At 66.5% G+C, this 13,338-nt stretch carries 12 protein-coding genes and 1 pseudogene; 1 reads left to right on the top strand and 12 read right to left on the bottom strand.

Annotated elements, in window-relative coordinates:
- The 12 genes and pseudogenes from WAW17_RS19515 to WAW17_RS19460 all read right to left on the bottom strand — a co-directional run.
- A pseudogene (locus tag WAW17_RS19515) lies at nt 1-380 on the bottom strand (hypothetical protein); the annotation flags it as partial.
- Nucleotides 380-850 carry an OsmC family protein gene (locus tag WAW17_RS19510; protein WP_422334577.1) on the bottom strand — a complete coding sequence of 157 codons (471 nt, stop codon included), beginning with the start codon at nt 848-850 and terminating at the stop codon, nt 380-382. The gene WAW17_RS19510 and the pseudogene WAW17_RS19515, both read right to left, overlap by 1 nt.
- A gap of 25 nt (nt 851-875) precedes the next feature.
- Entirely contained in the window at nt 876-1,754 is an 879-nt protein-coding gene (gene mutM / locus WAW17_RS19505) for a bifunctional DNA-formamidopyrimidine glycosylase/DNA-(apurinic or apyrimidinic site) lyase (protein WP_422334576.1), read from the bottom strand.
- The gene (gene rnc / locus WAW17_RS19500; protein ID WP_422334575.1) at nt 1,747-2,517 is read right to left on the bottom strand and encodes a ribonuclease III; all 771 of its coding nucleotides are present in this window, start codon (nt 2,515-2,517) and stop codon (nt 1,747-1,749) included. The genes mutM and rnc overlap by 8 nt, the downstream gene beginning before the upstream one ends.
- A 12-nt stretch (nt 2,518-2,529) precedes the next feature.
- The gene (gene rpmF, locus WAW17_RS19495; protein ID WP_072687533.1) at nt 2,530-2,712 is read right to left on the bottom strand and encodes a 50S ribosomal protein L32; all 183 of its coding nucleotides are present in this window, start codon (nt 2,710-2,712) and stop codon (nt 2,530-2,532) included.
- Between the two features lie 2 nt (nt 2,713-2,714).
- On the bottom strand, nt 2,715-3,290 hold the full coding sequence (locus tag WAW17_RS19490) for a YceD family protein (protein ID WP_422334574.1): 576 nt from the start codon (nt 3,288-3,290) through the stop codon (nt 2,715-2,717).
- Between the two features lie 181 nt (nt 3,291-3,471).
- Nucleotides 3,472-4,245: a DivIVA domain-containing protein gene (locus WAW17_RS19485; protein ID WP_422334578.1), complete on the bottom strand. Its 774-nt coding sequence runs from the start codon at nt 4,243-4,245 to the stop codon at nt 3,472-3,474.
- A 145-nt stretch (nt 4,246-4,390) separates the two neighbouring features.
- On the bottom strand, nt 4,391-4,885 hold the full coding sequence (coaD, locus tag WAW17_RS19480; RefSeq protein WP_422334573.1) for a pantetheine-phosphate adenylyltransferase: 495 nt from the start codon (nt 4,883-4,885) through the stop codon (nt 4,391-4,393).
- Nucleotides 4,882-5,448 carry a 16S rRNA (guanine(966)-N(2))-methyltransferase RsmD gene (rsmD, locus tag WAW17_RS19475; RefSeq protein WP_422334572.1) on the bottom strand — a complete coding sequence of 189 codons (567 nt, stop codon included), beginning with the start codon at nt 5,446-5,448 and terminating at the stop codon, nt 4,882-4,884. The genes coaD and rsmD overlap by 4 nt, the downstream gene beginning before the upstream one ends.
- Nucleotides 5,449-5,458: 10 nt before the next feature.
- Nucleotides 5,459-8,863, bottom strand: a complete 3,405-nt coding sequence (locus WAW17_RS19470; RefSeq protein ID WP_422334571.1) for a pyruvate carboxylase — start codon at nt 8,861-8,863, stop codon at nt 5,459-5,461.
- Between the two features lie 155 nt (nt 8,864-9,018).
- The gene (gene recG, locus WAW17_RS19465; protein WP_422334570.1) at nt 9,019-11,277 is read right to left on the bottom strand and encodes an ATP-dependent DNA helicase RecG; all 2,259 of its coding nucleotides are present in this window, start codon (nt 11,275-11,277) and stop codon (nt 9,019-9,021) included.
- A gap of 8 nt (nt 11,278-11,285) precedes the next feature.
- Nucleotides 11,286-12,998, bottom strand: a complete 1,713-nt coding sequence (locus tag WAW17_RS19460; RefSeq protein ID WP_422334569.1) for a DAK2 domain-containing protein — start codon at nt 12,996-12,998, stop codon at nt 11,286-11,288.
- A gap of 236 nt (nt 12,999-13,234) precedes the next feature.
- Between WAW17_RS19460 and rpmB the strand changes: the two genes are divergently transcribed.
- Nucleotides 13,235-13,338: 50S ribosomal protein L28 (gene rpmB / locus WAW17_RS19455; RefSeq protein WP_379314292.1), on the top strand; the 104-nt coding region annotated here is incomplete at its 3' end.

The following is a 13,338-nucleotide window of genomic DNA, read 5'->3' as shown; positions in this document are numbered from 1 at the left end:
GTGCCGCTGTCCGAACCGGTCACTCCCGCGATGAAGGAATTACCTGTCGCGAAGTAGGCCTCGTTGCCCGCCACGGCTATTCCTCCGGGCGACTCGACATCCGGTACGAGAACGGACACGGCGCCGTCGGCAGTGACCCTGTCGAGACCGCCGTTGCCCGCGACCCCGAGCCGGGAGATCACCATGGAGCCGCGGCCATCGAAAGCAAGATTCTCGAGAATCCCCGAAGTGGAGGTCACCTCCGACACCCGCCACGGGCTACATGCACCCCCGGGAGCCCCGTCGGCCGATTCCGCGACCACGGGCGCGGCCGTGATCATGCCGATCAGGCCCGCGCAGAAAATCGCTCCACCCACGAACGCGGCCAGGTCGCGGGGCATCAGGCTTCTCGTTCGACGGCCAACGTCACCTTGGTGCCCGCCTTCAGGGTGCGTCCCACCGTGCACACCTTGTCCACGGACCGCTCGACGAGGGCGACGAGCCGGTCCTGCGCATCGGCATCGAGCTCGCTGAGATCGAGTTCGAGTACCTCTTCCAGCCGCGGATAGACCTCGCTCTCCCGGTCCGCGGGACCCGACACCCGGATCGTGGCGTCATAGGCGTCGCCCAGCCGGCGCGACAGCGGGAAGTCCGAGCTCATCCCGGTACACGCCGCAAGCGCGATCTTCAGGAGCTCACCGGGAGTGAATACGCCGTCGACACTCTCGGAGCCGATGCGCACCTCGGCGCCGCGGGAGCTCCGGCCCGTGTAGAGGCGGGTACCGGTGCGCTCGACCCACAGCGAGGTGGGTGCCGTCGTGTCGGAATTCTGTTCTGCCCTGCGCCCAATCCTGCCATCCCACCACGGCACCCCGATCGGGACGGCGGGAACGAACTCACACGAACGATCTCGCAGGCGATCTACGTGGCGCCGGCTGACATCTCGGGCAGCTGAACGAGGAGCGGTTCATGAACTTCTCCCGGCGGATCGGTGTACCGCAGCGAGGGCACGGCCGATCTTCCTGTCCGTACGCGGACAGCGACCGGTCGAAGTAACCCGACTCGCCGTTGATGTTGACATAGAGGGCGTCGAACGACGTGCCGCCCTGACCCAGAGCTTCGCGCATGACCTCCTGTGCCGCCGTCAGCAGCTGCGCGATCTTGGGCCGGGACAGCTTGTCCGTCAACCGATTTCCGTGCAACTGTGCACGCCAGAGCGCCTCGTCCGCGTAGATGTTGCCGATTCCCGACACCACGGCCTGGTCCAGCAGTGCCCGCTTGATCTCGGTGTGCTTGCGCCGCACGGACATAGCGGTCGCGGCGAGGTCGAAATCCGGGTCGAGTGGGTCACGGGCGATGTGTGCCACGGAGTCCGGGAGCAGTGCACCGTCCACGTCGACGAGGGACGCCAACGCCCAGCCCCCGAATGTTCGCTGATCGACAAACCGCAGATCGACGCCGGAGTCCAGACGCGCTCTGATGCGCAGATGCTTCTCCGCACTTGCGTCCGGTGGCTGCACGAGCATCTGACCACTCATCCCGAGATGCACGACCAGCGCGACTCCACTCGGCTCGAGAACGAGCCACAGGTACTTTCCGCGACGCGCAGCGCTGGTGATGCGCTGATCGACGAGCTGGCCCGAGAGATCGGCGGCCCCGGGCAGGTGACGGCGGACGGCCCGCGGGTGCAGGATGTCGACGGATTCGATGGTTGCCCCGACGACATGGTGTTCGAGTCCGCGCCGAACAACCTCGACTTCAGGAAGTTCAGGCACTGACGTCGTCGGTGGCTGCGCCCTCGGCGGCATCGGCGGCAGTTTCCGACAGCGCATTCCACGCTGTGCTCGCTGCCTTCTGCTCGGCCTCCTTCTTGGAGCGGCCGATGCCGACACCACGAGGCATGCCCGCGACGAGAACCGTTGCCGTGAACTCTTTGTCGTGATCGGGACCGGTCGCGGTGATCTCGTACGACGGAACACCGAGACCACGCTCGGCCGTGAGTTCCTGCAGACTCGTCTTCCAGTCCAGGCCTGCACCCAGACGCGGAGCCCGCTGCAGCAGATCGTCGAAGAGGTCGAGTACGACGCGCCGCGCCGTGTCGATGCCGTGCTGTAGATGAATGGCACCCAGGATCGACTCCATGCCGTCAGCGAGGATGCTCGGCTTGTCGCGTCCACCGGTCTGCACTTCGCCCTTGCCGAGCAGCAGGTGCGCACCGAGGCCACCGTCGCCCAGTGTACGAGCCACCTCCGCGAGGGCATGCATGTTGACGATGCTCGCGCGAATCTTCGCGAGATCGCCTTCCGACTTGTCCGGATGCGAAAGGTAGAGGTTCTCGGTAACGGTGATTCCCAGAACGGAGTCCCCGAGAAACTCGAGCCGCTCGTTGGTCGGCAGGCCACCGTTCTCGTACGCATACGAGCGATGAGTCAATGCCAGAGTGAGCAGTGCAGGCTCGATATCAACGCCGAGGGCGGCGAGGAGGGACGCATGGTCCTCCTCGCCGCCGTCGGATTCAGTACTGATGTCGCTCGTCACAACGCCTCGGAGTTAGACGGCTGCTGTGACCTGGCGGCCCTTGTATGTGCCGCACGAGGGGCACGCGATGTGGGGCAGCGTCTTCTCGCCGCACCCACGGTTAGGGCAGGTGACGAGGGTGGGCACAGTGGTCTTCCACTGGCTGCGACGCGACCTGGTGTTGGATCGCGACATTTTGCGCTTGGGGACAGCCACTTCTACTTCTCCTCGGCTTCGTTGTTCACAAGATCGGTGTTCTCGAGTTTGTTGCTGCGGTCTGATTCCACGCCAAATTTGGCTGCAAGACCAGCCCAGCGAGGATCCAGTATGTCATGCCCATGCCCAGATTCGGCAATCGCCAGGCGAACGCCACATTCTGGACACAATCCTTCGCAATCCTCACTGCAGAGAGGCCGCAGCGGGAGAGCGAGACCGACGGCGTCGATGATGACGGGTTCGAGATCGATCTCGTCGTCCACGACGCGATACACCTCGTCCTCGTCAGTGGTCTCCTCCGTGGCACTGTCCGGATAAGCGAACAACTCCGTGAGGTACAGGTCCACACTGTCGGAGAACGGTTCGAGACATCTCGAGCATTCACCCACGGTCGGGGCACGGAGCGTGCCGGTAACCAGGACACCTTCGGAAACGGCCTCCAGTCGGAGATCGAGTTCGATCTCCGCCCCCTCCTCGATCGCGATGAGTTCGAGGCCGATTCGCTGCGGCGCGGCCACCACTCTCTCCACGGTGTGCATCGAACCGGGACGCCGGCCGAGCTTGACCGTGTCCAGCACGAAATCCGCGTCCCGGCGGGAACGCGATGGCCTGTGGCGATGGGAGGACAACACACGTCACTTTCACAGAAGGGGAACGACAAAGGGCAACCACTCAACGATACGCAATTCGCGGCACGGATCCAAACCGCCGGGACCCTCCGTTCCGGAGTTCAGCGGCGCCGCTCCGCGCGTACGGAGATCAGCGGCGCCGCTCCGCGCGCCTTTCGTCCACTCCGTAGTCGGAGGCGTAATCGGGAACGCCGGATCCCGTGCGCAGCTGCTGTCGCCCACGCCCCACGGACCGGAGGGTCCCGCCGAGGAACTCCTCGAACTCCGCGAGCTTCGTATCGACGTACAGGTCACATTCCGAACGCAGACGATCGGACTCCGCGTGCGCGGCATCGATCAGCCGGGCGGATTCGGCGTTGGCAGCCAGGACGACCTCCGTCTGGGACACGAGGCGCTCCTGCTCCGCGGCGCCCTCCGCCACCGCACGCTCGTACGACGACTTGCCGGACTCGATCATCCGGTCCGCCTCCGCACGCGCCCGACCCGTCACACTGTCGTACTCACGCCTGCCCTCCGCGATCGAGTCCTCGGCTTCGGCGCGGGCATCCTCGACCAGTTGCTGTGCGTGCGTACGCGCCTCCGCGACCATCCGGTCTGCTTGAGCTTTCGCATCGGCGAGCAGCCGGTCGGCGTCTTCACGGGCGTTCTCGATCGTGGAGCCGGCCTCGGCGTTGGCGCCGGCGATGGTCTTCTCCGCATTGTCGCGGGCGTCGCCGACCAGCTTGTCGCGGTGGTCGAGCACGTCCTGCGCGTCGTCGAGCTCACCGGGAATCGCATCGCGCACGTCGTCGAGCAGTTCGAGAACGTCACCGCGCGGGACGACGCAGCCCGCGGTCATGGGCACACCGCGTGCCTCTTCGACAATCGCGACGAGCTCGTCGAGCGCCTCGAATACCCGATACACAAGCAACCCCAATCATTCGTGATGTCGCCGGGCCGGCCCCGAGGTGGTCCCCGACATCCGCTTCACGACATCGGCACAGCCCGTCCGTGACAAGTCTGCCGGATGGGAGCCCGCGGGCGTGTTGCGTCAGAGGGTGTGTCGGAGATCAGCTGTTTTCGGCGGCCCGTTCGGCTATCCGCTCGAGCAGCCGGGCGTGCACCTTCTCCGGCAGCATTCCGGTCACGTCACCGCCGAAGGTGGCGACTTCCTTGACGAGCGAACTCGACAGATAACTGTAGGTGGGGTTGGTCGGGATGAAGAGGGTGTCGACACCGGTGAGCTTCTGATTCATCTGCGCCATCTGCAGCTCGTAATCGAAGTCGTTGGCGCCGCGCAGGCCCTTCACGATCGCCGTGACGCCCTGCTGCTTGGCGTAATCCACGAGCAGCCCGTGCCAGGAACTGACACGGACATTCGGCAGTTCGGACGTCGCGTCCTCGAGCATTTCGATCCGCTCGTCGACGGTGAACAATCCGCGCTTGCTCTTGTTGACCATCACCGTGACGATCACCTCGTCGAACTGCGCCGCAGCTCTGCCGATGACGTCCAGGTGGCCATTGGTCACGGGGTCGAAGGATCCGGGGCACACAGCACCAGTCATGAGTCCAGACCGTAGCAGGTTGCCCATTCGATGCGAGCCTCGCCGTATCTCCTCGCCTTCACCGGAGCGAACCCCTCGGGCCACACGGTCTCGGGCGACCGGGACGAACGCTCGAGCACCACGACGGACCCGTCGCCGACCCAGCCGTGCTTCCTCAGAGAAATCAGAATGTCCTGTATCGCCGCGTCGTCCACAGCGTAAGGCGGATCGGCGAGCACGAGGTCGTATTCGCGATCGGCGGTGCCCGCAAGGATGGAGGCCACCGGCGCGCCGCGCACCTCCGCGCCCGGTAAGCCCACCGCGTTGATGTTGCCCGAGATAACGCCGACCGCCTTGGCATCGGACTCGACGAGGACCACTCGCTCCGCCCCACGCGAGAGTGCTTCCAGCCCAAGGGCGCCCGATCCTGCATACAGGTCGAGCACCGATGCGCCTTCGAGATCCATCCGGCTGTTCAGGGCGCTGAACAACGCCTCGCGCACCCGGTCGGACGTCGGTCGGGTGCCGCTCGGCGGGACTCGCAGGCGCCGACCGCCCGCGAGTCCCGCGATGATGCGAGTCATCGGATGCCCGTCACTCGGCCGCGGACTCCCCCGTGGCGATGACGGCGAGCAGATCGCCACCCTCGACCTGCTGGACCGAACCGATCGCCACGCGACTGACGGTGCCGCTTCGTGGTGCGGTGATGGCTGCTTCCATCTTCATGGCCTCGATGGTGGCGAGAGTGTCTCCCGCCTCGATCTTCTGACCTTCGGATATGGCCAGAGTGACGACACCGGCGAACGGCGCCGGGACGTGTCCGGGATTGCTCTTGTCCGCCTTCTCCGCGGCGGGCACTTCGCTCGAGATCGACCGATCACGAACCGACACCGGCCGCAACTGCCCGTTGAGGATGCACATGACGGTGCGATAACCACGCTCGTCGGGCTCGGAAATCGCCTCGAGGCCGATGAGAAGTTCGACACCCTGCGCCAGCCGGACTCGGTGTTCGTCGCCGCGCCGCAGTCCGTAGAAGAACTGGTTGGCCGAGAGCTGTGACGTGTCGCCGAACTTCTCCTGATGCTCGAGGAACTCCTTCGTCGGGCCGGGGAACAACAACCGGTTCAGGGTGCCGCGCCGCTCTTCGGAGCTACCCTCCAGCGCCTTCTCGTCGTCGGGGGTGAGTGCCACCTCCGGCTTTGCCGCGCCGCGACCCTCGAGCGCCCTGGTCCGGAACGGTTCGGGCCAGCCGCCGGGCGGGGTGCCCAGTTCACCGCGCAGAAAGCCGATAACCGAGTCGGGGATGTCGAATTTCGCGGGGTTCTCGGCGAATTCGGCGGTGGACGCGCCGGAACCGACCAGGTGCAGCGCGAGGTCACCGACGACCTTCGACGACGGAGTCACCTTGACGAGGCGGCCCAGCAGACGGTCTGCGGCCGCATACTTCGCCTCGACCTCCTCGAACCTGTCGCCCAGACCCAGCGCAACGGCCTGCGTGCGCAGGTTCGACAGCTGACCACCGGGAATCTCGTGGGTGTAGACACGCCCGGTGGGAGCCGGGAGTCCCGACTCGAACGGCTTGTAGACCTTGCGCAGCGCCTCCCAGTAGGGTTCCAGATCGCACACCGCCTGCAGATCCAGTCCGGTGTCGTGCTCGGAGTGCGCGGCTGCGGCCACGATCGCGGAGAGCGCAGGCTGGCTGGTGGTGCCGGCCATCGCGGCGGATGCGCCGTCGACGGCGTCCGCACCTGCCTGCCATGCGGCCAGATACGTTGCGAGCTGACCGCCCGGTGTGTCGTGGGTGTGTACATGCACCGGCAGGTCGAAGTTCTTGCGCAGCGCGGTGACCAGGGTTGCCGCCGCCGGAGCACGGAGCAGTCCCGCCATGTCCTTGATCGCGATGATGTGGGCGCCCGCCTCGACGATCTCCTCGGCGAGCCGCAGGTAGTAGTCGAGGGTGTAGAGATTCTCCTTCGGGTTCGACAGGTCGCCGGTGTACGAGAGCGCCACCTCGGCGACCGCGGTTCCGGTCTCACGAACGGCGTCGATGGCGGGGCGCATCTGATCGACATTGTTGAGGGCGTCGAAGATCCGGAAGATGTCGATGCCGGTGGCCGCGGCCTCGTCCACGAATGCGCGGGTCACCTCCTCGGGGTACGGCGTGTACCCGACGGTGTTGCGACCGCGCAGCAGCATCTGCAGGCAGATGTTGGGGACGGCCTCGCGCAGTGCGGCCAGGCGGTACCACGGGTCCTCGTGCAGAAAGCGCAGCGCCACGTCGTACGTGGCCCCGCCCCAGGCCTCGATCGAGAGCAACTCGGGCGTCATGCGCGCCACATGCCCGGCCACGTCGAGTAGCCCACTGGTGCGTACTCGGGTGGCGAGCAGCGACTGGTGTGCGTCCCGGAACGTGGTCTCGGTGACGGCAAGGGCCTTCTGGTCACGCAGCGCTCTCGCGAACCCCTCGGGCCCGAGCGCCAGCAGCTTCTGCCGGCTGCCGTCCGGCGGCGGCGTCGTCAGATCGATCTGCGGCAGCTTGTCCTGCGGGTACACGGCGGAAGGCCGCTCACCGTGCGGCTTGTTGACCGTCACGTCGGCCAGATAGCTCAGGATCTTGGTGCCGCGATCCGCGGAGGAACGCAGCGTGAGTAACTGCGGGCGTTCCTCGATGAACGATGTCGTGACACGCCCGGCGCGGAAATCCGGATCGTCGAGCACGGCCTGCAGGAACGGAATGTTCGTCGACACGCCTCGGATACGGAACTCCGCCACCGCACGCCGGGCCCGGGCGACCGCGCTTTCGAGGTCGCGGCCCCGGCAGGTGAGCTTGACGAGCATCGAATCGAAATAGGCGGACACTTCCGCGCCCACCGACGTGCCGCCGTCGAGCCGGATTCCCGCCCCGCCCGGGGTCCGGTAGCCGGTGATACGGCCGGTGTCGGGCCGGAAACCGTTGGCCGGATCCTCGGTGGTGATGCGGCACTGCAACGCCGCCCCGCGCAACGTGATCTTGTCCTGGGTCAGGCCCAGATCGTCGAGGGACTCCCCCGATGCGATCCGCAGCTGGGACTGCACGAGATCGACATCGGTCACCTCTTCGGTGACGGTGTGCTCGACCTGGATACGCGGGTTCATCTCGATGAACACATGGTGTCCCCGCGTGTCCAGCAGGAACTCCACCGTGCCCGCGCAGGAGTAGTTGATCTCCTTCGCGAATGCGACCGCGTCCGCGCAGATCTTCGCGCGAAGCTCCTCGGACAGGTTCGGGGCCGGAGCCAGCTCGATCACCTTCTGGTGGCGACGCTGGAGCGAACAGTCGCGCTCGAAGAGGTGGATGACGTTGCCCTGACCGTCCGCCAGGATCTGGACCTCGATGTGCCGGGGATCGATGACCGCCTGCTCGAGGAACATGGTGGGGTCACCGAACGCGGACTCTGCCTCCCGGGCCGCAGCCTCGATGGACTCCTTCAGCTGGCTTCGCTCCGCGACACGGCGCATGCCCCGGCCACCGCCGCCGGCGACGGCCTTGACGAAGATCGGGAACTCCATGGTCTCGGCCGCGGCCAGCAATTCGTCCACGTCTGCGGACGGCGCGGACGACGCCAGAACGGGAAGTCCCGCCGCCTTGGCGGCAGCGATCGCGCGCGCCTTGTTGCCGGTCAGCTCGAGAACCGCGGCGGACGGACCGACGAACGTGATGCCCGCCTCCGCACACGCGGCGGCGAGGTCCGGGTTCTCGGAGAGGAAGCCGTAACCGGGGTAGATGGCGTCGGCACCGGCCTGCTTTGCGGCGGAGACGATCTCGTCGACCGAGAGATATGCCCGAACCGGGTGACCTTTCTCGCCGATCTGATAACTCTCGTCGGCCTTGAGACGGTGGATCGAGTTCCGATCCTCGTACGGGAACACCGCGACAGTTCCGGCACCTAGTTCGTAGGCGGCGCGGAAGGCACGGATCGCAATTTCGCCACGGTTGGCGACCAGGACTTTGGAGAACATTGGAGCAAACTACCTTGTCGCCGACAGCCTCGGAGAAACGGCATCCCAGTATTCAAGATCTTTCGCGGACTTCACAAAGGTGCCTCTGACGTGTGCGAATTCTGCAACAGGTTCGAAACAGAACGGCGAAGATCTTGCGAATCGCAAGTCAGTTCTCACGTTTTTTCCAGAAACTCGATGCGGTCGGCATCGAGTGCCGAGGTGACCATCGCCGCCAGGCCCGGATGGTGTTCGAGGCCCGGATCCTCCGCGATGACCGAACGCGCGAATTCCGCCGCTGCCGCGATGACCTCCTCGTGCCCGAGCAGTGACAGCAAACGCAGTGTCGTGGTGGTCCCCGACTGCGCCGCGCCCAGGATGTCGCCCTCCCGCCGGGTCTCGAGGTCGAGTTGCGCAAGCTCGAAACCGTCGTTGGTCGAGGCCACGTTCGACAGCCTTTCGAACGCCGGTGCGCCGGGATTCATCTCCGTCACGAAAATGCACAACCCCTGATGCTTTCCTCGGCCCACACGCCCGCGGAGCTGATGCAACTGACTGACACCGAATCGATCGGCGTCCAGGATCACCATGATCGTGGCGTTCGGTACGTCGACTCCCACCTCCACGACCGTGGTGCAGACGAGGACGTCGATGTCACCGGCTGTGAAGTCGCGCATCACAGCGTCCTTCTCGTCGGCGGGCAGCCGGCCGTGCAACAGGCCGATGCGCAGGTCCGGCAGGATACTGGCGCGCAGCTCGTCGAATACCTCGACCGCGGATTTTGTCTCGGGGGCCTTCTCGTCGAACGTGTCCTCGCCGTCGCCCTTCTCGCCGTCCCCGATCCGCGAACACACAACGTAGGCCTGGCGCCCCGCCGCGACGTCCTCCCGTATCCGTTCCCACGCCCGGGTCACCCACTGCGGTTTCCGGGTGGCAGGCACGACGCTGCTCTTGATCGGCGACCGGCCCATCGGAAGCTGACGCAACGTGGACACCTCGAGATCACCGAGGACGGTCATCGCGATGGTGCGCGGGATCGGCGTGGCCGTCATCACCAGCAGATGCGGACTCAGGCCCTCACGTGCCCTCGACCGCAGCCTGTCGCGCTGCTCGACACCGAAGCGGTGCTGTTCGTCGACCACCACCATCCCGAGGTTGAAGAATCCGACATTGTCTTGGATGAGGGCGTGCGTGCCGATAACGATTCCGGCGTCGCCGGTGATCGCTTCGTTCAGGGCCGCGCGTTTGGCGGCGATGGGCATCGACCCGGTCAGCAGTGCCACCCGCGTCGCTTTCTCGTGTGCGCCGAGTTCGCCTGCCGTGGCGAGTGGGCCGAGCATCGCCCGCAGGGATCGTGCGTGCTGGGTGGCGAGCACCTCGGTGGGTGCGAGCAGCGCGCACTGGTAGCCGGCATCGACCACCTGCAGCATCGCCCGCAAGGCGACGATCGTCTTGCCGGACCCCACCTCACCCTGCAGCAGCCTGCTCATCGGGTGAGGCCGCGCGAGGTCTGCGGCGATCTCGTCGGCGACGGCGTGCTGGCCGTCGGTCAGCTGGAACGGCAGCCTGCTCTCGAACTCGTCCGCTATTCCCCCGGGCACGGGCGGACACGGGGGCGCGGTGCGTTCGGCGTTGTCGTAGCGGCGGCGGGCGAGAACCAGTTGCAGCGCGGCCGCCTCGTCGAAGCGCAGCCGGTCGTGGGCCCTCTCCACGTCGTCACGCGTGTCCGGAAGATGCACCGAACGCAGGGCCTCGTCCAGTCCCTCCAGGTTCCGCTCGCGGCGGATCTCGTCGGGCAAGGGGTCCTCGACCGGATCGAGCTGGTCGAGCACCTGCCGGACGCACTTCATGATCGTCCAGCTCTCCACTTCACGGGTGGCCGGATACAGCGGAATGAGCGCGCGGTCGAACACCGCCATGTCCACACCGGCTCCCGGTTCCTGCGACGCCCGGGCGATTTCGGCGAGCGCACCGGCCCCCTTGACCTGCCCCACCTTCACCACCGGGCTCTCGCTCCCGGGACGCGGCTCGGGCAGGATCAGATAGCTGGGATGCGTGAGACTCCACTTTCCCCGGAAGTACTTCACCGTTCCGGAGAACATCGCCCGCACGCCGGGCTTGATCACGTGCTTCACCTTCTGGGGGTTGAAGAAGGTGACGTCGACGCTCTGTGTATCGGTGGACAGGACGACCTTGAGCATGCTGCCCGGACGGTTCTTCATCTTCACGACCGCCGCAGACGTCACCTGCGCGATGATCGTGATGTGCTCGCCCTCCGGCGGGTCCTTTTCCGCGAGCTCGCGGCCCTGCGACGCGTACCGGTGCGGGTAGTGCCGTAGCAGATCCTCGACGGTGCGGATGTCGAACGCCGTGTCCAGCGCGTCGGCAGTCTTCTTTCCCAGCACATGATCGAGCCGGTCGGCGAGTGTGGCCATCGAATCCCTCATTCCACCCCGAGTTGCAGTAGATCTCCCGGCTGCCTGCCGTGATAGATCATCACCTCGACGCCGGGGTGGCGGTGCGAGATGTGATCGGCCAGTTCCTTCTCGAGCCCCTCCGGTGCTTCCGCCCCCATCAGGAGCGTCACCAATTCCCCGCCCGCACCGAGAACGAGGTCGACGAGCCTTCTACCTGCGGAAACAGCGTCGGATTCGATGACGATCACCTCGTGACCCATCAGTCCGATCCCGTCACCGGGCTCGCAGGTCCCCACATAGGTGAGAGCGCGTTCGCGGGCGATGCGCAGCGACCCCCACCTGGTGGCGGCCGCCGCTTCCGACATGGTGAAGGCGTCGTCGATCGCCTGCCGCCCGGAGTCGTGCACGGCGAGCGCGGCCAACCCCTGCACCATCGACGATGTGGCGAGCAGGAACACCTCGTGCCGAGCGTCGCGGGCGGCGGCGCTCACAGCGACGAGTTCCTGCGCCGACAGGGCACCGTTGGGAAGCACCAACACCTGCGCCAGCCCTACTTGCCTGATCAGACCCAGAAGCTGAGCTCGCGTAACGGGTTCGTCGTCGCAGCGCAGAACGGTGGCACCTTCACTCGAGAACAACTCCGCCGCCCCGTCTCCCGCCACGACCGCGACGATTCCGCGTTCGCCCCGGTCGGGCCGGATCCGCACCGGCGGGATGAGGAGGCCTTGGTCACGCGCCTCGACGAGAAAGCTCGTGATACGGATGCCGTGGACGCGGCCGGCCGCCAGCCCGGCCTCGACCGCCGGTCCGGCCTCCGAGCAGTGCACGTGCACCGACCAGCCGCCGCGCCCGTCACCGACGATGACGACGGAATCGCCCAGATCCTCCAGTCCGGCCCGCAACTGTGCGATCCGGTCGTCGTCGGAATCTGCGACCAGATACATCACCTCGAAATCCTGCTCCGACTCCTCGCCACCGCAACGCGCAGCGATACCACCGTGCGGGGCGGGACTGCTCCGGCCGGACTCCTGCAGGACGGGCACCGGCCGATCGCCCGGTGTCCGCGCGCCGTCGGCCGCAGGCAGCCGCCGCGGGACGTGGAGCGCGACGGGCGCCCGAGACGGCGGCTCGCCCGTGACCACGGTGACGAGGGCGTCGAGGATGATGAGAAGACCCAGACCACCGGCGTCCACCACGCCCGCCGTACCCAGAGCGTCGAGCTGGGACGGGGTGCGGGCGAGCGCCTCCGCCGCAGCGTCCGCGGCGGCATGAGCGGTCCGGGCGAGCGGCGTCTCGTCCGGGAACTCCGCGGCAGCATCGGCGGCGCACCGCAGGACCGTGACGATGGTCCCCTCCACCAGGTAGCTCACCGCGTCGGTCACCAGGTTGGTGGCCATGAGCAGTCCGCTCCGCACGGTCCTGGTGTCCACCGTGCCTTCGACGGCGGCCTCGGCGATCCCGCGCAGCACCTGGGAGAGGATGACACCCGAGTTCCCGCGGGCCCCGGCAACCGCGCCGCGGGCGAGCGCTATCGCCACCTGTCGCACATCCCGCGCTCCGCGATCGTCCCCCGCGTACTCGTCGATCGCCTGCAGCGCCGCCCGCATCGTGAACAAGAGATTGGTGCCGGTGTCGGCATCCGGGATGGGAAACACGTTGAGGCTGTTGATCTCATCGCACCGTGATTCGAGGCCCTCCACCGCGGTGCGCGCCCACAATTCGAGGACGCGACCGTCCATCGGTGGTGGGATCGGGGCCACTGTCGTCCTCTCCGGAAGGGGAATGGGAGCTTCCGTCAGACTAGTCGGCGGCGGATCTGCAGCCCTGGGGTGCAAGCTGTCCGACCCGGGTTTGGCCATTCCGACCTCGAACGGCTACTCTTGAGCGGTTGCCTCGTAAGGGCCACGATCAATGTGGCCTGCGTGCACGAGGCGGGCTAAATTCACAGTTCACTATCTTGAAGGAGTTCGCGACTATGGCTGCCGTCTGCGACGTATGCGCCAAGGGGCCCGGCTTCGGTAAGTCGGTCTCGCACTCGCACCGGCGTACCAATCGTCGCTGGAACCCGAACATTCAGAC

Origin of the sequence: Rhodococcus sp. (in: high G+C Gram-positive bacteria), from assembly GCF_049286785.1 — a bacterium.
GTDB lineage: Bacteria > Actinomycetota > Actinomycetes > Mycobacteriales > Mycobacteriaceae > Rhodococcus_F.
This window is presented reverse-complemented; position numbering and strand designations above follow the sequence as displayed.